19 protein-coding genes and 1 tRNA gene are annotated in these 19,961 nt (G+C 71.7%); 4 read left to right on the top strand and 16 right to left on the bottom strand.

From position 1 onward, the window contains the following. Positions 1 to 30: 30 nt before the first annotated feature. Complete coding sequence (locus ABC304_RS12300; RefSeq protein WP_412931023.1) at positions 31 to 669, top strand: MBL fold metallo-hydrolase; 639 nt, start codon at positions 31 to 33, stop codon at positions 667 to 669. A gap of 64 nt (positions 670 to 733) precedes the next feature. Here the strand turns inward: ABC304_RS12300 and ABC304_RS12295 are convergent, their stop codons facing one another. From ABC304_RS12295 to ABC304_RS12270, 6 genes are all read right to left on the bottom strand, one after another. Beyond that, positions 734 to 1,003, bottom strand: a complete 270-nt coding sequence (locus ABC304_RS12295; protein WP_412931021.1) for an HPr family phosphocarrier protein — start codon at positions 1,001 to 1,003, stop codon at positions 734 to 736. A 27-nt stretch (positions 1,004 to 1,030) separates the two neighbouring features. Next, positions 1,031 to 3,133: a PTS fructose transporter subunit IIABC gene (locus ABC304_RS12290; RefSeq protein WP_412931020.1), complete on the bottom strand. Its 2,103-nt coding sequence runs from the start codon at positions 3,131 to 3,133 to the stop codon at positions 1,031 to 1,033. Between the two features lie 46 nt (positions 3,134 to 3,179). After that, positions 3,180 to 4,133 (bottom strand): 1-phosphofructokinase, encoded by a 954-nt coding sequence (gene pfkB, locus ABC304_RS12285; protein WP_412931019.1) that lies wholly within the window; start codon positions 4,131 to 4,133, stop codon positions 3,180 to 3,182. After that, complete coding sequence (locus ABC304_RS12280; RefSeq protein ID WP_412931017.1) at positions 4,130 to 4,915, bottom strand: DeoR/GlpR family DNA-binding transcription regulator; 786 nt, start codon at positions 4,913 to 4,915, stop codon at positions 4,130 to 4,132. Before ABC304_RS12280 ends, pfkB begins: the two co-directional genes overlap by 4 nt. A 128-nt stretch (positions 4,916 to 5,043) precedes the next feature. Next, positions 5,044 to 5,607, bottom strand: coding sequence for a GAD-like domain-containing protein (locus ABC304_RS12275; RefSeq protein ID WP_412931015.1), 564 nt, complete (start codon positions 5,605 to 5,607; stop codon positions 5,044 to 5,046). A gap of 7 nt (positions 5,608 to 5,614) precedes the next feature. Next, positions 5,615 to 5,935: a hypothetical protein gene (locus tag ABC304_RS12270; protein ID WP_412931014.1), complete on the bottom strand. Its 321-nt coding sequence runs from the start codon at positions 5,933 to 5,935 to the stop codon at positions 5,615 to 5,617. A gap of 39 nt (positions 5,936 to 5,974) precedes the next feature. Between ABC304_RS12270 and ABC304_RS12265 the strand changes: the two genes are divergently transcribed. Beyond that, positions 5,975 to 6,898, top strand: a complete 924-nt coding sequence (locus ABC304_RS12265) for an aminoglycoside phosphotransferase family protein (protein WP_412931012.1) — start codon at positions 5,975 to 5,977, stop codon at positions 6,896 to 6,898. Here ABC304_RS12265 and ABC304_RS12260 read toward each other — a convergent pair. The 4 genes from ABC304_RS12260 to ABC304_RS12245 form a co-directional block, all read right to left on the bottom strand. Beyond that, positions 6,891 to 7,706 (bottom strand): hypothetical protein, encoded by an 816-nt coding sequence (locus tag ABC304_RS12260; RefSeq protein WP_412931010.1) that lies wholly within the window; start codon positions 7,704 to 7,706, stop codon positions 6,891 to 6,893. The genes ABC304_RS12265 and ABC304_RS12260 overlap by 8 nt on opposite strands. Positions 7,707 to 7,800: 94 nt before the next feature. Continuing rightward, positions 7,801 to 7,875, bottom strand: a tRNA-Gln gene (locus tag ABC304_RS12255). Between the two features lie 70 nt (positions 7,876 to 7,945). Further along, the gene (gene gltX, locus ABC304_RS12250; protein ID WP_412931008.1) at positions 7,946 to 9,454 is read right to left on the bottom strand and encodes a glutamate--tRNA ligase; all 1,509 of its coding nucleotides are present in this window, start codon (positions 9,452 to 9,454) and stop codon (positions 7,946 to 7,948) included. Between the two features lie 10 nt (positions 9,455 to 9,464). Next, positions 9,465 to 10,433: a LysR family transcriptional regulator gene (locus ABC304_RS12245; RefSeq protein WP_412931007.1), complete on the bottom strand. Its 969-nt coding sequence runs from the start codon at positions 10,431 to 10,433 to the stop codon at positions 9,465 to 9,467. Positions 10,434 to 10,515: 82 nt separating this feature from the next. Here ABC304_RS12245 and ABC304_RS12240 point away from each other — a divergent pair, with 82 nt between their 5' ends. After that, positions 10,516 to 11,586, top strand: coding sequence for an aminotransferase class V-fold PLP-dependent enzyme (locus tag ABC304_RS12240; RefSeq protein ID WP_412931005.1), 1,071 nt, complete (start codon positions 10,516 to 10,518; stop codon positions 11,584 to 11,586). A 1-nt stretch (position 11,587) separates the two neighbouring features. Here the strand turns inward: ABC304_RS12240 and ABC304_RS12235 are convergent, their stop codons facing one another. The 5 genes from ABC304_RS12235 to ABC304_RS12215 all read right to left on the bottom strand — a co-directional run bounded on the left by ABC304_RS12235 (position 11,588) and on the right by ABC304_RS12215 (position 17,576). Beyond that, complete coding sequence (locus ABC304_RS12235) at positions 11,588 to 12,856, bottom strand: MFS transporter (RefSeq protein ID WP_412931003.1); 1,269 nt, start codon at positions 12,854 to 12,856, stop codon at positions 11,588 to 11,590. Positions 12,857 to 12,873: 17 nt separating this feature from the next. Further along, positions 12,874 to 13,638, bottom strand: coding sequence for a fumarylacetoacetate hydrolase family protein (locus ABC304_RS12230; protein WP_412931001.1), 765 nt, complete (start codon positions 13,636 to 13,638; stop codon positions 12,874 to 12,876). 151 nt (positions 13,639 to 13,789) lie between these two features. Then, positions 13,790 to 14,896, bottom strand: coding sequence for a branched-chain amino acid aminotransferase (locus tag ABC304_RS12225; protein ID WP_412930999.1), 1,107 nt, complete (start codon positions 14,894 to 14,896; stop codon positions 13,790 to 13,792). A gap of 33 nt (positions 14,897 to 14,929) precedes the next feature. Then, positions 14,930 to 15,997 carry a 3-isopropylmalate dehydrogenase gene (locus tag ABC304_RS12220; protein WP_412930997.1) on the bottom strand — a complete coding sequence of 356 codons (1,068 nt, stop codon included), beginning with the start codon at positions 15,995 to 15,997 and terminating at the stop codon, positions 14,930 to 14,932. A 28-nt stretch (positions 15,998 to 16,025) separates the two neighbouring features. Then, on the bottom strand, positions 16,026 to 17,576 hold the full coding sequence (locus tag ABC304_RS12215) for an MFS transporter (protein ID WP_412930996.1): 1,551 nt from the start codon (positions 17,574 to 17,576) through the stop codon (positions 16,026 to 16,028). A 75-nt stretch (positions 17,577 to 17,651) separates the two neighbouring features. On the opposite strand from ABC304_RS12215, the gene ABC304_RS12210 reads away from it, so the two are divergent. After that, a complete protein-coding gene (locus ABC304_RS12210) occupies positions 17,652 to 18,197 on the top strand; it encodes a TetR/AcrR family transcriptional regulator (RefSeq protein WP_412930994.1) in 546 nt (181 codons plus the stop codon). 31 nt (positions 18,198 to 18,228) lie between these two features. Here ABC304_RS12210 and serA read toward each other — a convergent pair whose 3' ends face one another. Next, entirely contained in the window at positions 18,229 to 19,833 is a 1,605-nt protein-coding gene (gene serA, locus ABC304_RS12205; RefSeq protein WP_412930992.1) for a phosphoglycerate dehydrogenase, read from the bottom strand. Between the last annotated feature and the right edge of the window lie 128 nt (positions 19,834 to 19,961).

Genomic DNA, 19,961 nt, shown 5'->3' with positions numbered 1-19,961 from the left:
CCTCGAGCCGCCCGAGGGTTGACTCCCCTCATGCGAGTCACCAAATACGAGCACGCCACCCTGCGTGCAGATGAAGCCGGCAAGACCCTCCTCATCGATCCGGGCGTCTTCACCAGCCCGCTGGACGACCTCGGCGGCCTCGTCGCGATCGTGCTCACGCACGAGCACCCCGACCACTGGACCCCCGACCAGCTGGATCGCATCCTGAAGGCCGCGCCCGGCACGCCCATCTACGGACCCCCGGGTGTCGCGGCCGCGGCGGCCGGCTACGACATCACCGTCGTCAAGCCCGGCGACACGGTCACCGTCGAGCCGTTCACTCTGCGCTTCTTCGGCGGCGCGCACGAGATCATCCACTCCTCGATGCCCGTCATCGACAACGTGGGCGTGCTCGTCAACGACGCGTTCTACTACCCGGGCGACTCCTACAGCGTGCCCAAGGGCGTCGACGTGACGCTGCTGGCCGCTCCCCTGGGCGCCCCGTGGCTGAAGATCGGCGAGGCGATGGACTTCGTGCTGGCCGTGAAGCCGAAGCGCGCCTTCGGGACGCACGACATGACCCTGTCGGTGGCCGGTCGCGACATGCACCGCGCGCGCCTGTCGTGGGCGACGGAGCAGAACGGCGGCACGTTCCTCGCGCTGGAGCCGGGCGACTCCGACGACATCTGAGCACGAACGGGAACAGGATGCCGCGACCTCGGGTCGCGGCATCCTGTTGTCTGTTCCGGGTGTCCTACTCGGCGTCGAGGTCGGTCTCCAGGAGGGTGACGAGCTCGTCGAGAGCCTGGTCGGCACCCTCGCCGTCCGCCTTCAGGGTGACGACCGTGCCGTGCGCGGCGCCCAGACCCATCAGCGACAGGATGCTGCCGGCGTTGAGGTCGGGACCGCCCTCGACGGCGATCGTCACGGGGATCTTCTTCTCCTGCACCGCCTGCACGAAGAGCTTCGCGGGGCGGGCGTGCAGCCCCGAGCTGCTGGCGATGGTGGCCTGGCGTTCTGCCATGTCGTTCTCCTCGATCGGTACGGTGTGTCAGGCCATCGCGGGCTGCGAGGCATCGGTGGCCGAGGCCTCCGCGGACGCCAGCTCCTTCGGAGCGACGAACTTCTTCAATCCCACCACGACGAGGGCCGTGACGACCACTCCCGCGACGAGGGCGATCAGGAATCCCCAGATGGGCGAGATCGCGAAGAAGACGAAGATGCCGCCGTGCGGAGCGCGCGACTCGACGGCGAAGGCCATCGTGAGGGCACCCGTCACGGCGCCGCCCAGGAGGTTGGCCGGGATGACGCGCAGCGGGTCTGCGGCGGCGAACGGGATGGCGCCCTCCGAGATGAACGAGGCGCCCAGCAGCCAGGCGGCGACGCCGTTCTCGCGCTCCACCGCGGTGAAGCCCTTGCGGTACAGGACGGTCGACGCGAGCGCCATGCCGAGCGGCGGCACCATGCCGGCGGCCATCACGGTCGCCATGATCTGCAGGTTGCCCGAGGTCGCCGAGGCGCCGAGGCCGGCGACGGCGAACGAGTACGCGACCTTGTTGATCGGCCCGCCGAGGTCGAAGCACATCATCAGGCCGAGCACGATCCCCAGGAGCACCGCGGCGCTGCCGGTCATGCCGGTGAGGGCGTTGTTGAGGCCGATCGTGAGGGCGGCGATGGGGCCGCCCAGGATCAGGATCATCAGACCCGACGCGATGATCGACGCACCGAGGGGGATGATCACGACCGGCATCAGACCGCGCAGCCAGCGGGGCACGGCGGGCTTGCCGATGAGCTTGGCCGCGTAGCCGGCGAGCAGACCGCCGACGATGCCGCCGATGAAGCCGGCGCCGAGGTAGCCGGACACGGCACCCACGACGAATCCGGGCGCGATGCCGGGGCGGTCGGCGATCGCGAAGGCGATGTAGCCGGCGAGGGCGGGGACGAGGAAGCCGAGGCTCAGCTGCCCGATCTTGACCGCCGCTGCGCCGAGGTAGAACGACAGTCCCTGCGGCGGCAGGTCGAACAGGTTGTAGTTCGCCAGCGCCCAGTCGTTGTAGGCGGCGCCGTTCGTGCCGTCGCCGGGCAGGACGATCTGGTACCCGTCGATGCCGGAGCCGATGCCGGCGAGCAGGAAGCCGATGGCGATGAGCAGACCGCCGCCGGCGACGAACGGGATCATGTAGCTGACGCCGGTCAGCAGGATGCGCTGGATGTTCGCGCCCCACGACAGGTTCTTCGCGGCGGCGGCGCCGGAGGCGGCCCCGCCCGCTGCCGTGGCGACGCGCGCGCCCCGCGGGTTCTTCGCCTCGGCCACGGCCTCGGCGATGAGCTGTGCGGGCTGCTCGATGCCACGCTTGACGCCCGAGCGCACGACGGGCTTGCCGGCGAAGCGGTTCTGCTCGCGCACGTCGACGTCGTTGGCGAAGATGACCGCGTCGGCGTCGTCGATGATGCGCTGGTCGATCGCCTGGTAGCCGCTGGAGCCCTGGGGCTCGACGACCAAATCGATGCCGGCCTTCTTGCCGGCGGCCGTGAGGGCGTCTGCGGCCATGAAGGTGTGGGCGATGCCCGTTGCGCAGGAGGTGACGGCGACGATGCGCACGGGACGTCCGTCGATGGAGAGCGCGTCGGATGCTGCGGCCGCGGGTGCGGCGGCGGTCGCCGTCGTGGCGGCCGCCGCGGCCGGGGCTGCCGAGGCGTCGCCCTCGCCGATCGCGTTGCGGACGATCGCGACGACCTCGTCGGCGGTCTTCGCCGCGCGCAGGCCCGCGGTGAAGTCGTCCTGCATGAGGCTCCGCGCGAGCTTGGACAGCACCGCGAGGTGGGCCTCGGCGGCGCCGTCGGGCGCGGCGATGAGGAACACGAGGTCGGCTGGGCCGTCCGGCGCGCCGAAGTCGACGCCGGGGGTCAGGCGCGCGAAGGCGAGGGACGGCTCGGTCACGGCCGCGCTCTTCGCGTGGGGGATGGCGATGCCGCCGGGCAGGCCGGTCTCGTCCTTCTGCTCGCGCGCCCACGCGTCGGCGTACAGCGCGGCGCCGTCGGTGGCGCGTCCCTGTGCGACGACACGGTCGGCCAGGGCGCGGATCACCGCCGACTTGTCGGCACCGAGTCCGGTGTCGAGAGACACCAGCTCCGTAGTGATGGTCTGGGACATGTTGTGACCTCCATGGTCGTCGGCACGGGCGTGCCTGTTCGTGTGTTCAGCGGGGGGTGAGCGCGGTGACGGCGATGTCCCAGTCGGGGACGTCGGCGGGTGTGGGGATCTGGGTTCCGGGAAGGGATGCTGCGGCCGCCCCGTACACGACGGCCGAGCGCAGGCACGCGGCGGGGTCTCCCCCGCCGTCGGCGGCGATGAGGAAGCCGGCGAGCGAGCTGTCACCGGCTCCGACCGTGCTGGCCACGGTGATGCGCGGGGCGGCGGCGCGGAGCACCTCGTCGGCGGTCACCAGCAGCGCCCCGTCCGCTCCCAGCGTGACGAGCACGGCGCCGACGCGGTCCGCGACGAGTTCGCGCGCCTGGCGGACGGCGGCATCGAGGACGTCCGCCGCGGGGGCGGGCTGCTCGCCGACGAGCTCGGCGAGCTCGTCCTCGTTCGGCTTGATCAGGTCGGGGCGGGCGTGGGCGACGACGTGTGCGAGCGCCGCGCCGGAGGTGTCGACGGCGATGCGCGGAGCGGAGTCGGCGGATCCGGCACGGACCGCCTCGACGACCTCGGTGTAGAAGCCGTCGCCGGCTCCGGGCGGAAGCGAGCCGGCCAGCACCACCCAGTGGGCGCCGCGCGCGGCAGCGACGATCCCGTCGATGAGGGCGGCCTTCTCGTCCGTGCCGAGCTGCGCCCCGGGCAGGTTGATCTTCGTCGTGGTGCCGTCGGGGTCGGCGATGGTCAGGTTCGCCCGCACACGTCCCGCGACGTCGATGCGGCGCACGTCGACACCGGTGCGCTCGACGAGCGCCAGGTAGGGATCGTCCGCGGCGGCCGGCAGCACGGCGACGGTCTCGACGCCCGCGGACGTGAGCGCTCGGGCGACGTTGACGCCCTTGCCGCCGGCATCCTCGCGGGAGTCGCCGGCGCGCTGCACCTCGCCGTGGAGGAGCGGCGCCGTCAGGCGCACGGCGCGGTCGAGCGAGGGATTGGCGGTGACGGTGACGATCATGCGGTCCACACCTCCACGTCGGCATCGTCGAGCGCGGTGCGCAGGACGGCGGGCGGCTCGGCGTCGGTGACGAGGACGTCGAGGTCGGAGAGCGCGGCGAAGGAGACCAGCCGCTCGGTCTCGAACTTGCTCTGGTCCGCCACCAGGACGATGCGGCGCGCGCTGCGGACGATCGCGGCCTTGACGGCCGCCTCCTCCGGGTCGGGGGTGCTCGCGCCGAAACCGGCGGACAGCGCGTTGGTGGCCACGAAGGCGATGTCCGGACGCAGGCCGGAGACGGCGCGGACCGTCTCGGCGCCAACGGCCGCCGCGGTCACACCCCGCACGCGGCCGCCGATCAGCGACAGCGAGACGGTCTCGACGGAGGCGAGCGTGTGGGCCAGGAAGAGGGAGTGGGTGACCACCTCGGCCGTGCCGCGGGTCGCGATGAGGCGGGCGGCGAGCTGATCGGCCACCGCGTTCGTCGTGGTGCCGGCGTCGAAGAAGATCGAGCCGCGGAAGTCCTCCCCCAGCACATCGAGCGCGCGGTGGGCGATGGAGCGCTTCGAGTCGCTGTGTCGCGCGACGCGGTCGGCCACCGAGGGCTCGACGAGGCTCGCGCGGTCGAGGGGCACGGCGCCGCCGTGCACGCGGCGCAGGGCGCCGGAGCGTTCGAGTGCGTCCAGATCGCGACGGACGGTCTCGGTGGTGACGTCGAAGTGGGTGGCGAGCTCGAGCACGCCGACGCGCCCGGACTGCAGCAGCATCCGCTCGATGACCTCTTGTCGCTCCGTCGCGTACACCCTGACTCCCTTGTTCCGTGTCCACACGTTACAACACAGAACCACACAAGGGAAGAGTCAATACAACAGAAAACAACATGGCTCGGCACGACCATGCACCCGCTCCTCCGGCGGGCTCAGAACCGGGATCAGTGCCCGATGACGCCCTGCAGGTCGACGGCGACCTGGATCGACGCGATCGTCTCGCGCTTGTGCAGGTTCTCCACCTTCGCCTCGCCGCCCAGCGACAGCAGGGGGACGAAGATGAACGACTGGTCGAAGGCGAGCTCGCCGTGCGCAGCGACGGCCTCCGGGAAGAGATCCCAGTGCAGGCTGGCGGAGAGCTCGTCGGGTCCGTCGAGATCCACGATGAACAGGAAGTCGTCGAGTGTGGTGCTGAGTCCGGTCGTCCGGCCTTCCCGGAACAGGATGCCGACGACGCCGAGACCGGGCTCCCATGTGATGAGGTCGCCGAGGCCGGTGACCATGATGGGGATGGCGATGCCGTCACCCTGGGTCTTGCCGATGCAGTCGCCGACCTTCTCCTCGTAGAGGTGGGGATCGATGACGCGCAGGAAGCCGTGGCCGAACGTGCCGAATCCGTACTTCTCCCAGACCTCGACGAGTTCATCGGGGACGCGGCCCCGGTACTCCTCGATGATCTCGCGGGGAACGGGCGCGTGCACTGCGAAGTCCGAGATCTCCACCATCATCTCCAAATTATCGGAGCACGACGTTGCGGCTGCTGTCAATGAGATCGACGCCCGCGTTGTTCCGTACGAATTCGATGAGCGCGCCGGCGAGATCGCCGTTGACCTTGGTGTCGACGGCCTGGATCACGCTCTCGAGATCGGTGCCCAGATTGCGCACGAGGGTCGCCCCCTTGCGCACCTCGTCCTCGTCGACGTCCGGCCATTCGAACCCGAGCTTCTCCATGATCCACACGAGCTCGTTCGGCAGCATCATCCCCACAGCGACCACCTCCGACAGCGAACCTACGGATGCCTCGCCCCGGCCGCGATGGGCAGGACTCCCCGTCACGACGCTCGCCGTACGACGACGGCGCGATACCGTCGGACGATGTCCACGATCCCCGCCGCCGAGGTCGTGATCACCGCGGAACTCGTGCGGTCGCTGGTGCGGAGCCAAGCCGCGCACCTGGGGGCCGCGGCATCCGCTCCCCTTCGGCGCGCGGGCAGCGGATGGGACTGCGAGCTCTGGCGGCTGGGGGACGACCTCGCGGTGCGGATGCCGCGGCGCGCCCTCGCCGCGCCGCTCGTGCTCCACGAGCAGCAGGTGCTGCCGCTGCTCGGGCCGCGACTGCGCGCCGAGGGTGTCGACGTGCCCGAGCCCGTTCTCGCCGGCGCGCCGGGTCACGGATACCCGTGGGCGTGGAGCGTCGTCCCGTGGTTCGACGGCATCTCCGCCTCGACGACCGACCGGGCCGGTCGTTCCGCGTGGGCGGGAGCACTCGGGCGGGCGATCTTCGCGCTGCACTCCCCCGCGCCCGCAGAGTACCCGCCGAACCCCTTCCGGGGCGGGCCGCTGTCCGGCCGATCCGACGCCGTGACGGCGCGCGTCGCCGCAGTGTCCCGCCGGCTGTCGGTCGAGGTGCGCCGCGCCGCGGAGACCGTCTGGCAGGCCGGGGTCGCCGCACCCGCGTGGAGCGCGGCACCGGTATGGATCCACGGCGATGTGCATCCCGGCAACCTGATCGTGCGAGGCGACCGGCTCCGGGCACTCATCGACTTCGGCGACGTCACCGCCGGCGATCCCGCTTACGACCTCGCCATCGCGTGGCTCGCCTTCGACGCGACGGGACGCGCGTCGTTCCGCAGCGCGTACGGGTCGCCGGCGGATCACGCGCTGTGGACGCGGGCGCGCGCGTGGGCCGTCGCGATGGCGCTCCTGCTCATCGCCCACGGCGACGACGACCCGGCGGCGCATCGCGAAGGACATGCCGCGCTCCGGGAGATCGCCGGCGACGACCCGCCTCTCAGCTGAACTGGCTGCCGATGGCCTCGTCGACGAGGATCGTCCCGTCGCGGTAGGTGAAGCGCGCCACGCTCCCGACGGGCAGACCCTCCACCACCTCGGGCACCATGCCCTGGTAGACCATCAGATCGAACATCGGCTCCATGCCGCGCGGCACGCAGGCCCCTCCGTAGGTGCCGACGGTGTCGGTGGTGACGACGAGGCAGGAACCGCCCGTCCGCGTCGGGGCGACCCAGACGGTGACGCCGCGGTAGGTCTCGAACCGCTGGGCATCGCTCTCCTCGATGCCGTAGGACTGCGCGTAGCCGTCGTCGAAGGCGGAGAGCCGCTCCTCCGCGGTGCTGGACACGGCCTGGAGCGTCGCGGCGGGCTGCGGAGCGAGCAGGGTCATGCCGCCCCAGACCGCGGCGGCCTCCACGGCCGCACCGGCCACTGCCGCGACCCAGACCGATCGCCGCCGCCACCACGAGACGACGTGGCCCGGACCGGGTGCCCTCGCGGCCCCGGCCGGCACCGTGGAGCTCGCGCCGGCCGTCGCGCCGGGCGAGGCCGGCACATCGGCCGCGGCCACCGTCGCCACCGTCCCGCGCGGCGGCGTGGGACCGCCGACGGGCTGCGCGACGCGCGTCACGGGCGCGCGGTCGTCGACGTCGCGCTCGGCGGCGCGCGTGCGGACGATCTGCTCCAGCGCCTCCAGACGGCGCAGGGCGTCCGGATCACGGGCGATGTCGGCGGCGGGGCCGTAGGCCCGCCGACGCAGCTGCTCGAGCTCCCGCTCGGCGGCGTCGTCGTCGGTGGCGATCAGTCCGGCGTCCATCGCATCATTATCGCCGGGCCGACGGAGGCCGCGGCGACCGATTCCGAACCGACCGTGGAAACCAGAAAACCCCCGCTGAGCGGGGGTTTCACACTGGCTGGGGTACCTGGACTCGAACCAAGAACAAAGGTACCAGAAACCTCCGTGTTGCCAATTACACCATACCCCAAGGCGGCGGAAGCAAGTCCGTGCCGAGGATCAACTCTACGCGACGAGCGCGCCTCCGCCAAACCGAGAGGTCATCCGCGCTCGACCAGAGCGCCCAGCCGCCGCAGCGACTCGGCCTTACCGAGCAGCTCGATCGACTCGAACAGCGGCGGGGAGATGCGACGACCGCTGACGGCCACGCGCAGCGGACCGTAGGCGACGCGCGGCTTGAGTCCGAGGCCCTCGATGAGGGCACCGGACAGCGCCTCCTGGATCGCCGCAGCCGCGAACTCCGACTCCGGCACCAGCTCAAGCGCGCCGACCGAGGCGACCAGCACCTCGCGGGCGTTGGCGGGCAGCGCCGCGACGGCCTCCTCGTCGTAGGCGACCTCGTCGACGAACAGGAAGCCCAGCAGAGCCGGCACCTCCCCCAGCAGCTGGACCCGCTCCTGCACGAGCGGCGCGGACACGGCGATCAGCGCGCGCTGCTGCGGCGTCGGCTCGGGCTCGACGAGCCCCGCCTGAGCGAGGTAGGGCACGATGCGCTCCGCGAAGTCCTCGGCCGCCAGCATCCGGATGTGATCTCCGTTGATCGACTCCGCCTTCTTCTGATCGAAGCGGGCCGGGTTCGGATTCACCTTCTCGATGTCAAACGCCGCCGTGAACTCGTCGAGCGAGAACACGTCGCGGTCCGGTCCGATCGACCAGCCCAGCAGCGCCAGGTAGTTCAGCAGACCCTCGTGGATGAAGCCCTTGTCGCGCTGGAGGAAGAGGTCGGCGCGCGGGTCGCGCTTGGAGAGCTTCTTCGTGCCGTCGCCGAGCACCAGCGGCATGTGGGCGAAGCGCGGGATGTAGGTCGTCACCCCGGCGTCGATCAGAGCGCTGTAGAGCGCGAGCTGGCGAGCGGTGGACGGCATGAGATCCTCGCCTCGGAGCACGTGGGTGATGCCCATCAGCGCGTCGTCGACGGGGTTCACGAACGTGTAGAGCGGGATGCCGCCGGCGCGGACGATCACGAAGTCGGGGAACGACCCCGCGGGGAAGGTGACCTCGCCGCGGATGAGGTCGACGTAGGTGAGGTCGTGATCGGGCACGCGCAGGCGCCACGCGGGCTCGCGGCCCTCGGCGCGGAACGCCGCACGCTGCTCGTCGGTGAGGTCGCGATCGAAGTTGTCGTACCCCAGCTGCTTCGCGCGGCCGGCGGCGGCGTTGCGGGCGTCGATCTCCTCGGCCGTCGAGTAGCTCTCGTAGACGGCGCCGCTCGCGATGAGCCTTTCCAGCACGTCGCGGTAGAGGTCGTGGCGCTGCGACTGCCGGTATGGGGCATGCGGGCCGCCGACCTCGACGCCCTCGTCCCAGTCGATGTGGAGCCAGCGCAGGGCATCGAGCAGCTGGAGGTAGCTCTCCTCGCTGTCGCGCGCCGCGTCGGTGTCCTCGATGCGGAAGACGAGCTTCCCGCCGTGATGGCGGGCGTACGCCCAGTTGAAGAGCGCCGTGCGGACGAGTCCGACGTGCGGGAGGCCGGTCGGTGAGGGGCAGAAGCGCACGCGCACCTCGGAGCCGGTGGCGGTCGTGGTGCGGGGATCCGGTGCAGAAGACATCCGCTCCAGTTTAGCCGCGGCGGCGCACGTCCCCCGGAGCGTCCGCGCTCTCGACGACGCGGACGAGGGCGGCCAGGGTCGTCCGCACCGACGGCACGCGGTCGGCGCCGTGCGCGGTGACCACGTGGAGCGTGCGCTCGTCGCCGGCGGGCAGCACGGCGGTGACGACGCCGGGCAGGAGCGGGAAGGACGCCACGCCCAGCCGGGGCAGCGTCGCCACACCGATCCCCTGAGCCACCAGCCCCTCGACCGCGACGACGTTGTCGGTCTCGAAGGTGATGCGCGGGACGAACCCCGCACGGCCGCAGACCTCGAGCAGGTGACCGCGGCACTGCGGACAGCCCGCGATCCAGTCCTCCTCCGCCAGCGCCCGCAGTTCCACACGTCCCTCGCGCACCGCCGGGTGGCCGACCGGCAGCACCGCCAGCAGCTCGTCGACCCCGACGGTGCGCACCGACAGACCGCGCGCGCTCGTGCGGTGCGGATCGTCGCGGTCACCGGGGTAGCTGAAGGTCAGCGCGATGTCGGCGCGGTCCTCGCGGACGGCGGCCACGGCCTCGGCGGGTTCGGCCTCGACGTAGGTGAGCGTCACTCCCGGGTGCGACGCCGCGAGGTCGGCGAGCAGACGCGGCACCAGGGTGGGCGAGGCCGACGGGAAGCCGACGAGACGCACGGTCCCGGCGCGGAGGCCGCGGAGGGCGTCGAGCTCCTCGGCCGCGGCGTCGAGCGCGGTCGTGACGGCGGGCGCGTGCCGGGCGAGGACGCGTCCCGCCTCGGTCAGACGCACGGCGCGGCCCGCCCGCTCGACCAGGGGCACGCCGAGGCGTCGCTCGAGCCGCTTCATCTGCTGCGAGACCGCGGGCTGGCTGTAGCCGAGCGCGGCGGCGGCCGACGTGATCGAGCCGCCGTCGGCGATGGCCTTGATGACGCGCAATGCCTGCACATCGATGTCGGGGTCCGCGAGCTGGCTGTCGGTCACGTGGGCGAGCATAACAAGACGGCATGGATCGCATGAGAAACCGGCCGTAGACGAATGCGACGGGCGCCGGGATGCTGGACCCATGCCCGCCGCACTCGTCGCCGATCCCGTCCTCGACGTGGGACGGGAAGCGTTCACCGGCGGCCGCGACTATCTCGCGGCCTGCACGCTGGGGCTTCCGCCGACCGCGGCCGTCGAGGGGATGCGCGTCCACCTCGACGCCTGGGCCGCGGGCCGGCCGGATCCGGTCGCGTACACGGCGGCCGTCGAGCGCTCGCGCGGCCTGTACGCCGGCCTGGTCGGCGTCGACCCGGCGCGCGTGGCGATCGGCTCCCAGACGTCCGTGTACGCGGCACTCGTCGCCGCGTCCCTCCCCGACGGCGCCGAGGTGCTGTGCGCCGAGGGCGACTTCTCGTCACTGGTCGTGCCGTTCGTGCGGGCCGGCCGTGGGATCACGGTGCGGACGGCTCCCCTGACCGACCTGGCGGCGTCCGTGCGCGCGGACACCGCCCTGGTCGCCTTCTCGCTCGTGCAGTCGGCGACCGGCGACGTGGCCGATGCCGACGCGATCGCGCGGGCCGCGGCATCCGTCGGCGCACCGACCTTCTGCGATGTCACGCAGGCGGTCGGGTGGATGCCGGTGGACGCGGCGATGTTCGATATGACCGTGTGCCACACCTACAAGTGGCTCTGCGCACCGCGCGGCGTGGCCTTCTTCACCGCGTCGCCCGGGGTGGTGGCATCCACGCGGCCGATCTTCGCCGGCTGGTACGCCGGCGACGACCCGTGGACCTCCTGCTACGGCGGCGACGTCGAGCTCGCCCCGGACGCCCGCCGATTCGACGTCTCGCCGGCATGGCAGGCCTTCCTCGGCGCCGAGCCCGCACTCGCGCTGTTCGCCTCGCTCGACGCGGGGGCCGTCTTCGCGCACACGACGAGCCTCGCCGAGCGGTTCCGACGTGGTCGTGGCATGGATGCTGCGGCCCGCCCGTCGGCGATCGTGACCTGGACCGATCCGACCGGATGCGACCTCGCACGTCTCGCCGCCGCGGGCATCACCGCGTCAGGGCGGGCGGGTCGTGCGCGCGTCGCCTTCCACGTCTTCAACGACGCCGCGGACGTCGACCGGGCGCTGCGAGCCCTGGGGGTCTGAGTCAGGCGCGTCGTCGGGCGAGCGGCGAGAGCGCGACGACCACGGCGACGATGATCAGCGCGACCAGCGCCAGACCGCCGTACCCGATCAGTCCCAGCACGACCCCTGCCAGGATCGCGCCGGCCGCCCCGACCAGGCTCATCGTCAGGTCGCTGCGGCCCTGACGACGGGTGCGGAGGGCGACGGAGGACGCCTCGGTGAGCAGTGCGGAGCCCGCCACGGTCGATGCGCTCCAGCCGAGGCCCAGCACGACGAGCGCCACGGTGACCGCCGTCGTGCTGTCCTGGCCGAAGGCGGCGATGAGGAGCGACACCAGCAGCAGGCCCTGACCGACGAGGATCACGGGCACGCGGCCGATCCGGTCGGCGAGGATGCCGAAGACGGGCGACAGGGCGTACATGCCCGCGATGTGCAGGCTGATCGTGAACCCGATGACGGTGATGGATGCCGCATCGCCCTCGCCGTGCATGAGGTGGAGCAGATGCACCGGGGTCATCGCCATGACGGCGACCATGACGCCGTGGGCGCCCGCGACGGCGAAGATCGCGTAGCGGGCGGCGACCGGCCGATCGGGTCGCGGCGCCGCCCCACCCGCGGAGGCGGCCGCCGCCGACACCCGCGCGGCCAGCAGGAGCGGATCGGGACGGAGCGCGACGAGGTACAGCACGACGGCGAGCACCTGTGCGACCACGGTGAGGGCGAACGGGCCCGTGAGGGGCGGCATGCCCAGCATGTCGCCGACAGCAGTGCCCGGACCGACGAGGTTCGGGCCGAGCACAGCCCCCAGGGTGGTCGCCCAGACGACGACGGACAGATCCCGGCCGCGCGTGGCATCCGTCGCGAGGTCCGTCGCGGCGAAGCGCGACTGCAGGTTCGCGGCCTGACCCGAACCGATCAGGCCGAAGCCGACCAGGAGCAGGGGGAAGGATGCCGCACGCACCGCGGTGACGACAATGACCACTCCGACGAGGGCGATCAGCATGCCGACGCTGAGGGCGAGCCGTCGCCCGCGCGCGCGGGCGAGGCGTGCGAGCGGGATGGCGAGGATCGCCGTCCCGAGCGTCACCCCCGCCGTGGCCAGTCCCGACAGGGCGTCCTGTCCGGAGAGCTGCTGCGCCAGCACCGCACCGAGGGAGACGGTCGCTCCGAACGCGAGACCGCCGAGCACCTGGCCGGCGGCGAGCACCGCGACGGTGCGCCGCTGGATGCCCCTCACGGCCACGGCATCGCGGCCGTCGATCACCCGGCGACCGGCGGCGGTGCCCGTCATCGCTGCGCTCCCGGGTCTCAGGCGTCGCGGACGGTGTTGCGGAGCGTGCCGAGTCCGGCGATCTCGACCTCGACCACATCGCCGGCCGTGAACGGGCCGACGCCCGCGGGCGTGCCCGTGAGCACGACGTCGCCGGGCAGGAGCGTGAAGGCGGCGGAGGCGTAGGCGATGATGTCGGCGACGGTGTGCACCATCTCCGACAGGTCACCGCGCTGACGCACCTCGCCGTTCACCCGCGATTCGATCGCGCCCGACGACGGGTCGAACTCGGTCTCGATGACGGGTCCGAGGGGGCAGAACGTGTCGAAGCCCTTGGCCCGCGCCCACTGGCCGTCGCTGCGCTGCAGGTCGCGGGCGGTGACGTCGTTGGCGATCGTGTATCCGAACACCACCTCGTGCGCGCGCTCGGCGGCGACGTCCTTCGCGATGGAGCCGATGACCACGGCCAGCTCGCCCTCGAGATCCGTCTGCGAACTCTGCCGAGGGCGCACGATGGTGTCGCCCGGGCCGATCACCGCGGTGTTCGGCTTGAGGAACAGGAGCGGCTCGGCGGGAGCCTCTCCCCCCATCTCGGCGGCGTGGTCGCGGTAGTTCTTGCCGACGCACACCACCTTCGACCGCGGGATCACCGGCGCCAGGAGCACGGCGTCGCCGACGGGCACGCGTTCGCCCGTCGTGTCGAACCCCGCGAAGAGCGGGTCGCCCGCGAGGACGACGAACTCGCCGTCGTCGAGGATGCCGTAGCGGATGCTGTCCCGGTGACTGAAGCGTGCGATCTTCACCGCTTCACCCTACCGAGACCGCACAGCCGCACGACCGCTCCCCCGTTGCCCCGCGAGACTGCACCGGACTGACGACCCCGAGGGGAATCCCCTAGGTTTCGCCGCGCACGTGCAGTCTCGCGGGAAAGAGAACAGCTTTGGAGCGGCGACGTCACGCGTCGAGGCGCAGGAGCCAGCCGTGCTTGTCCTCGGCGCGCCCGTACTGGATGTCGGTCAGCTCTTCGCGCAGCTCGAGCGCGAGCGTGCCGGTGGGCTGCTCGTCGAAGAAGCCACGACCCTTCAGCAGTCCGATGGGCGTCACCACGGCGGCCGTGCCGCACGCGAACACCTCGACGATGTCGCCGGATGCCACGCCCTCCCGCCACTCGGCGAGGGACACGTCGCGACCCTCCACCTTGTGACCGCGGTCGACCGCGAGCTGGAGGATCGAGTCGCGTGTGATGCCCTCGAGGATCGAGTCGGACTGCGGGGTCACCAGCGTGCCGTCCTTGTGCACGAACACGATGTTCATGCCGCCGAGCTCCTCGACGTTGCGATCGGCGTCGAGGAAGACCACCTGGTCGCACTCGTTCTCGTAGGCCTCAGACTGCGGCAGCAAGCTGGCGGCGTAGTTGCCGCCGGTCTTCGCCGCCCCCGTGCCGCCCTTCCCGGCGCGGGCGTAGTCCTCGCTGAGCCAGATCGACACCGGCTGCACGCCGCCCTTGAAGTAGGCGCCCGCGGGCGATGCGATCACGTAGAAGGCGACCTTGTGCGCGGGCCGGACGCCGAGGAAGGCCTCCTTCGCGAACATAAACGGCCGGAGGTAGAGGCTCTGGTCCTCGCCCGACGGCACCCAGGCGCCGTCGACCGCGATGAGCTCCTTGAGGGCCTGGATGAAGTACGGCGCCGGCAGCTCCGGGAGCGCCAGGCGGCGCGCGCTGCGCTGCAGTCGGCGGGCGTTCTGGTCGGGGCGGAAGGTGTGCACCGAGCCGTCGGCGTGCCGGTAGGCCTTGATGCCCTCGAAGATCTCCTGACCGTAGTGCAGCACCGCCGCCGCCGGATCGAGCGAGATCGGACCGTAGGGCGAGACGCGCGGACGGTGCCAGCCTCCCCGGACCGACCAGCAGATGTCGACCATGTGGTCGGTGAAGTGCACGCCGAAACCGGGGGCGGCGAGGATCTCCTCGCGCTGCGCGGGAGACTTCGCCGCGAGGTTGCGGGTGACGGCGAACTCGAGCGGGGCGAGGTCGGAGTCCGGGTTGGAGTCGATGAGTGTCATGTCGTGTCCTGAGAGTCGAGAGGTGTGTGAAGGCTAAGCCTGAAGCCGCGCGGCGAGGGCGTCGCCGATCTGCGCGGTGGAGCGCGAAGAGCCGTCGCGGGCGGCGATGTCGTCCTCGGCGGCGCGGGTCACGCGGGCCGCCTCGTCCCGCAGCCCGAGGTGATCGAGCAGCAGGGCGACGGAGAGGATCGCGGCCGTGGGGTCGGCGATCCCCCGTCCGGCGATGTCCGGCGCCGAGCCGTGGACGGGCTCGAACATCGAGGGGAAGGCGCCGTCCGGGTTGATGTTCCCGGAGGCGGCGAGGCCGATGCCGCCGGTGACGGCGCCTGCCAGATCCGTGAGGATGTCGCCGAAGAGGTTGTCGGTGACGATGACGTCGAAGCGATCGGGGTTCGTGACCAGGAAGATGGTGGCCGCGTCGACGTGCAGGTAGTCTACGGCGACTCCCGGGTGCTCCGCCGCCACGGCGTCGACGATCCGCTGCCACATGCCGCCCGCGTGCACGAGCACGTTCGTCTTGTGCACCAGAGTCAGCTTGTTCCGGCGCCGCTCGGCGAGGTCGAAGGCATACCGCACGACCCGCTCGATGCCGTAGGCGGTGTTCACCGAGGTCTCGTTGGCGACCTCGTGCGGCGTCCCGCGGCGGATCGAGCCGCCGTTGCCCACGTAGGGGCCCTCGGTGCCCTCGCGGACGACCACGAAGTCGATCTCGCCCGGATCGGCCAGAGGTCCCGGCGCACCCGGGTACAGCTTCGACGGACGCAGATTGACGTAGTGGTCCAGCTCGAACCGCAGCTTCAGCAGCAGCCCGCGCTCGATGTTGGCGTTCTTCAGACGCGGGTCGCCGGGCACACCGCCGACGGCGCCCAGGAGGATCGCGTCGTGCCCTCGGATGGCCTCGAGGTCCTCGTCGGTGAGAGTCTCCCCCGTCTCCAGGAAGCGTGCGGCTCCGAGCGAGAAGCGCGTCTTGTCGAAGCGGATGCCGCGGCCCGCGGTCGCGGCATCCAGCACCTTCTCCGCCTCAGCCACCACCTCCGGACCGATCCCGTCGCCGGCGATGACCGCCAGGCGGATGGTCGTGGGGGTCTCGGCGGACGACATCGCTCTCCTCGTTGGGGCGGGAGCGCGGTCAGTGCGTGACGTGCTCCCTGTTCGGGCGTCCTCCCAGGGTAGTGGCCGCGATGAGCGCCGCCACGACGATGAGTCCCGCGCCGATGAGCGCGGTCACGCCCACGCCGGCATCGAAGGCGTGCGCCGCGGCATCCCGCAGCGCCTGCCCCATCGCGCCGTCGAGTCCGTCCGCCGCGGCGACCGCGCCGCCCAGGGTCTCGCGGGCGGCGTCCGCCGCCTCAGCGGGCAGCCCGGCGGGCAGCGAGAGGTTCGCGCGGTACAGGGCCGTGAGGAGGCCGCCGAGCACCGCCGTGCCGAGCACGGCGCCCAGCTCGTACGCCGTCTCCGACACCGCGCTGGCGGCACCTGCCTTTGCGGGCGGGGCGTTCGCGAGGATCAGCTCGTTGGAGACCGTCTCGGCCGACCCGATGCCGATGCCGAGCGCGACGAACGCGGCGATCAGCAGCGGCAGCGCGTTGTCGGCTGCGGTGAGGGCGACGATGACGTAGCCGACCACCGAGAACACCAGGGCGGCCGGCACGACGACGCGCGGCGCGACGCGGCGCGCGATCGGCACGACCAGGAGCCCGGCGACGATCATGGCCAGGAGTCCCGGCAGCAGGGCGAGGCCCGCGTTGAGCGGCGACAGTCCGACGACGAGCTGCAGGTGCTGGGCGACGAAGTAGAGGAAGCCGACGAGTCCGACGACGCTGAGCAGGTTCACGAGGATGGCGCCGCTGAAGGCGGGACGGCGGAAGAGCTCCATGTCGAGCATGGGCGTCTCCAGTCGCAGCTGGCGGCGCACGAAGAGCACCGCGAACACGAGCCCGACGGCGAACAGCACCGGTGCGGCGCTCGCGAGCCCCTCCACGGCGACCTCCTTGATCGCGTAGACGATCGGCACCATGGCGGCCAGCGACAGCGCGATGCTCGCGACGTCGATGCGGCCGGGATTCGGATCGCGCGTCTCGGGGACGAGCACCGGCACCAGCACGAGCAGCGGGATGAGCACCGGCACGGCGAGGAGGAAGACCGCGCCCCACGCGAAGTGCTCGAGCAGGATGCCGCCCACGATCGGTCCGAGGGCCGAGCCCGCGGAGAAGCCTGCGGCCCAGACCGCGATGGCGAGGCGGCGCTGCTCCCGGTCGGTGAAGATCGTCCGCAGCAGCGACAGCGTCGACGGCATCAGCATCGCGCCGAAGACACCCATCAGCGCGCGGGCGGCGATCAGCAGCTCGGCGGACGGCGCGAAGGCCGCGGCCGCCGAGACGGCGCCGAATCCGAGCGCGCCGATGAGCAGCATCCGACGTCGCCCGAAGCGGTCGCCCATCGTGCCCATCGTCACGAGGAGGCTCGCGAGCACGAGGGGGTAGGCGTCGACGATCCAGAGCTGCTGGATGCTGGTGGGCTCCAGGTCCACGGCGATGGCCGGCAGCGCGAAGCTCAGGACGGTGTTGTCCACCGACACCAGCAGCACCGGCAGCATGAGCACCGCGAGGGCAGCCCAGCCGCGCCAGCCCACGCGCTCCTGGCGCTCCGCGCGAATCGCCGCCGTGATCGTGCCGGTCATGTCCTGCTCCGTTTCTATACCGTCCAGCCGGTACACTATCAGAATGCGCACGCCCCCGTCGATACGATCGAGCCCATGAGCAGACCTCCCCTCGCCCGTGAGAAGGTGCTCGATGCCTTCGAGGCGCTCCTCGTCGACGAGGGCGCGCGAGCGGCGACGATGGATGCCACGGCGAAGGCCGCCGGCGTCTCCAAGGGCGGGCTGCTCTACCACTTCGCCTCGAAGGACGCGCTGGCGGCCGGCATCCTGGAGCGTCTCGTCCGGCTCGTAGACGAGGACGTCGCCGGGATGGCCTCGGCTCCCGACGGCCCGGTGGCGCACTTCCTGCGCACGTCCGTGATGGAGAACGACCCGCTCGATCGAGTGATCCTCGCCACGGCGCGCCTCGCGCAGGGCGGCAGCGCCCAGGCCGCCGACGCGCTGCGCGACATCCGCGAGCGATGGGCGGCCGCCATCCGTCCGGCGGCGCCCGACGGCGCCGCGCTCGACCTCGTCATGCTCGTGAGCGACGGGCTCTACTTCAACAACTCGCTCGCCGGGGGGAACATCCCGGGGCCCGTGCCCCGCGGGCCGGCGATGGAGGCGCTCATCGCGCTGGTCGAGCGGGCCATCCGGTCGTGACGCCGGGCGCCCGCGTTCAGGCCGGCGCCGTTCAGGACGCTGTGATCTCGATCTGACGGAACAGGTCGGCGGAGATCGCCGAGCGCACCTCGTCGAGCAGCGCGTCGGGCACCGGCGAGTCGACCGTCAGCACGGAGAGCGCCTGTCCGCCCGCGTTCCGGCGCGCGATCTGCATGCCGGCGATGTTGATGCCCGCCTCGCCGAGCTTCTGACCGTAGACGGCCACGATGCCCGGCCGGTCGGTGTAGAGCATGACGATGTGGTGCTTCTCGATCGGGAGCTCCACGGCGTAGCCGTTGATGTCGACGATCTTCTCGGTCTGCTTGGTGCCGGTCAGCGTTCCCGACACCGACAGCTGCGAGCCGTCGGACAGCGCGCCGCGCAGGGTGATGACGTTGCGGTACTCGTCGCTGACGTCGTCAACCAGGAGCCGCACCTCGACCCCGCGCTGCTCGGCGAGCAGCGGGGCGTTCACGTAAGAGACCGTCTCGCTCACGATGTTCGTGAACACGCCCTTGAGCGCCGCGAGCTTGAGCACGCTGACGTCGTAGCCCTGCAGCTCGCCGTGCACCTCGACGTCGAGGCTCGTGAGCGGCGAGTGGGCGAGGGCGGCGAAGATCTGGCCGAGCTTCTCGACCAGCGGGATGCCGGGCCGCACGTAGGGGTCGATGGCGCCGCCGGCGACGTTCACCGCGTCGGGGACGAGGTCGCCGCCGAGCGCGAGGCGCACGGAGTTGGCGACCGAGACGCCCGCCTTCTCCTGAGCCTCGTCGGTGGACGCGCCGAGGTGCGGGGTGACGACGACGTTCGGCAGGTCGAGCAGACGAGCGGCCGTGCCGCCCTCGACGGGCGGCTCCGACGTGAACACGTCGAGTCCCGCGCCGGCGATCTCGGCGGTCGTGAGGGCTTCGTACAGCGCGCTCTCGTCGATGAGGCCGCCGCGCGCGACGTTGACCACGTACGCGGTCGGCTTCATGCGGCGGAACTGCGCCGCGCCGATCATGCCGGTCGTCTCCGGCGTCTTGGGCATGTGGATGGTGACGAAGTCGCTCTGCTCGATCAGCGCGTCGAGCTCGACGAGCTGCACGCCGAGCTGCTGGGCGCGCGCGCTGGTGACGTAGGGGTCGTAGGCGATGACGCGCATGTCGAAGGCCTGCAGGCGGGCGGCGATGAGTGCGCCGATGCGCCCGAGGCCGATGATGCCGACCGTCTTCTCGAACAGCTCGGTGCCGGTGTAGGCGCTGCGCTTCCACTTGCCGTCCTGCAGCGCGGCGTGGGCGGCGGGGATGTGGCGGGCGAGGCTGAGGATGTGGCCGACGGTGAGCTCGGCGGCCGAGATGATGTTCGACGTCGGCGCGTTGACGACCATCACGCCCGCGGTGGTGGCTGCGGGGATGTCGACGTTGTCGAGGCCCACTCCGGCGCGGGCGACGACCTGCAGTGCGGGTGCCGCGGCGATCGCCTCGGCGTCGATCCTCGTGGCGGAGCGCACCAGCACGGCGGCGGCGTCGGCCAGCGCGGCCAGCAGAGCGGGTCGGTCGGTGCCGTCCACGGAACGGACGTCGAAGTCCGGTCCGAGCGCGTCGATGGTGGCGGGAGAGAGTTCTTCGGCGATCAGCACGACGGGCTTGGGCACGAGGGTCCTTCGGGATGCGGTCGGCGGGCGCCGACGGGCAGACGGAGAGGAGGATGCCGCATCCGACGAGCGCGGGACGGCCGTTTCACCTTATCGCGGGCCGCCACGGCCCCCCGACCGTGTGACGC

Origin of the sequence: Microbacterium jepli, assembly GCF_047237905.1 — a bacterium.
In the GTDB taxonomy this organism is placed as follows: Bacteria; Actinomycetota; Actinomycetes; order Actinomycetales; family Microbacteriaceae; genus Microbacterium.
The sequence above is the reverse complement of the archived record's forward strand: the minus strand, read 5'-3'. Positions and strand labels throughout refer to the sequence as shown.

Coding starts and splice junctions, on each gene's coding strand:
- ABC304_RS12300 (WP_412931023.1), top strand. CDS start 31: ATGCGAGTCACCAAATACGAGCACGCCACCCTGCGTGCAGATGAAGCC.
- ABC304_RS12295 (WP_412931021.1), bottom strand. CDS start 1,003: ATGGCAGAACGCCAGGCCACCATCGCCAGCAGCTCGGGGCTGCACGCC.
- ABC304_RS12290 (WP_412931020.1), bottom strand. CDS start 3,133: ATGTCCCAGACCATCACTACGGAGCTGGTGTCTCTCGACACCGGACTC.
- pfkB (WP_412931019.1), bottom strand. CDS start 4,133: ATGATCGTCACCGTCACCGCCAATCCCTCGCTCGACCGCGCCGTGCGC.
- ABC304_RS12275 (WP_412931015.1), bottom strand. CDS start 5,607: ATGATGGTGGAGATCTCGGACTTCGCAGTGCACGCGCCCGTTCCCCGC.
- ABC304_RS12265 (WP_412931012.1), top strand. CDS start 5,975: ATGTCCACGATCCCCGCCGCCGAGGTCGTGATCACCGCGGAACTCGTG.
- ABC304_RS12260 (WP_412931010.1), bottom strand. CDS start 7,706: ATGGACGCCGGACTGATCGCCACCGACGACGACGCCGCCGAGCGGGAG.
- gltX (WP_412931008.1), bottom strand. CDS start 9,454: ATGTCTTCTGCACCGGATCCCCGCACCACGACCGCCACCGGCTCCGAG.
- ABC304_RS12240 (WP_412931005.1), top strand. CDS start 10,516: ATGCCCGCCGCACTCGTCGCCGATCCCGTCCTCGACGTGGGACGGGAA.
- ABC304_RS12235 (WP_412931003.1), bottom strand. CDS start 12,856: ATGACGGGCACCGCCGCCGGTCGCCGGGTGATCGACGGCCGCGATGCC.
- ABC304_RS12225 (WP_412930999.1), bottom strand. CDS start 14,896: ATGACACTCATCGACTCCAACCCGGACTCCGACCTCGCCCCGCTCGAG.
- ABC304_RS12220 (WP_412930997.1), bottom strand. CDS start 15,997: ATGTCGTCCGCCGAGACCCCCACGACCATCCGCCTGGCGGTCATCGCC.
- ABC304_RS12215 (WP_412930996.1), bottom strand. CDS start 17,576: ATGACCGGCACGATCACGGCGGCGATTCGCGCGGAGCGCCAGGAGCGC.
- ABC304_RS12210 (WP_412930994.1), top strand. CDS start 17,652: ATGAGCAGACCTCCCCTCGCCCGTGAGAAGGTGCTCGATGCCTTCGAG.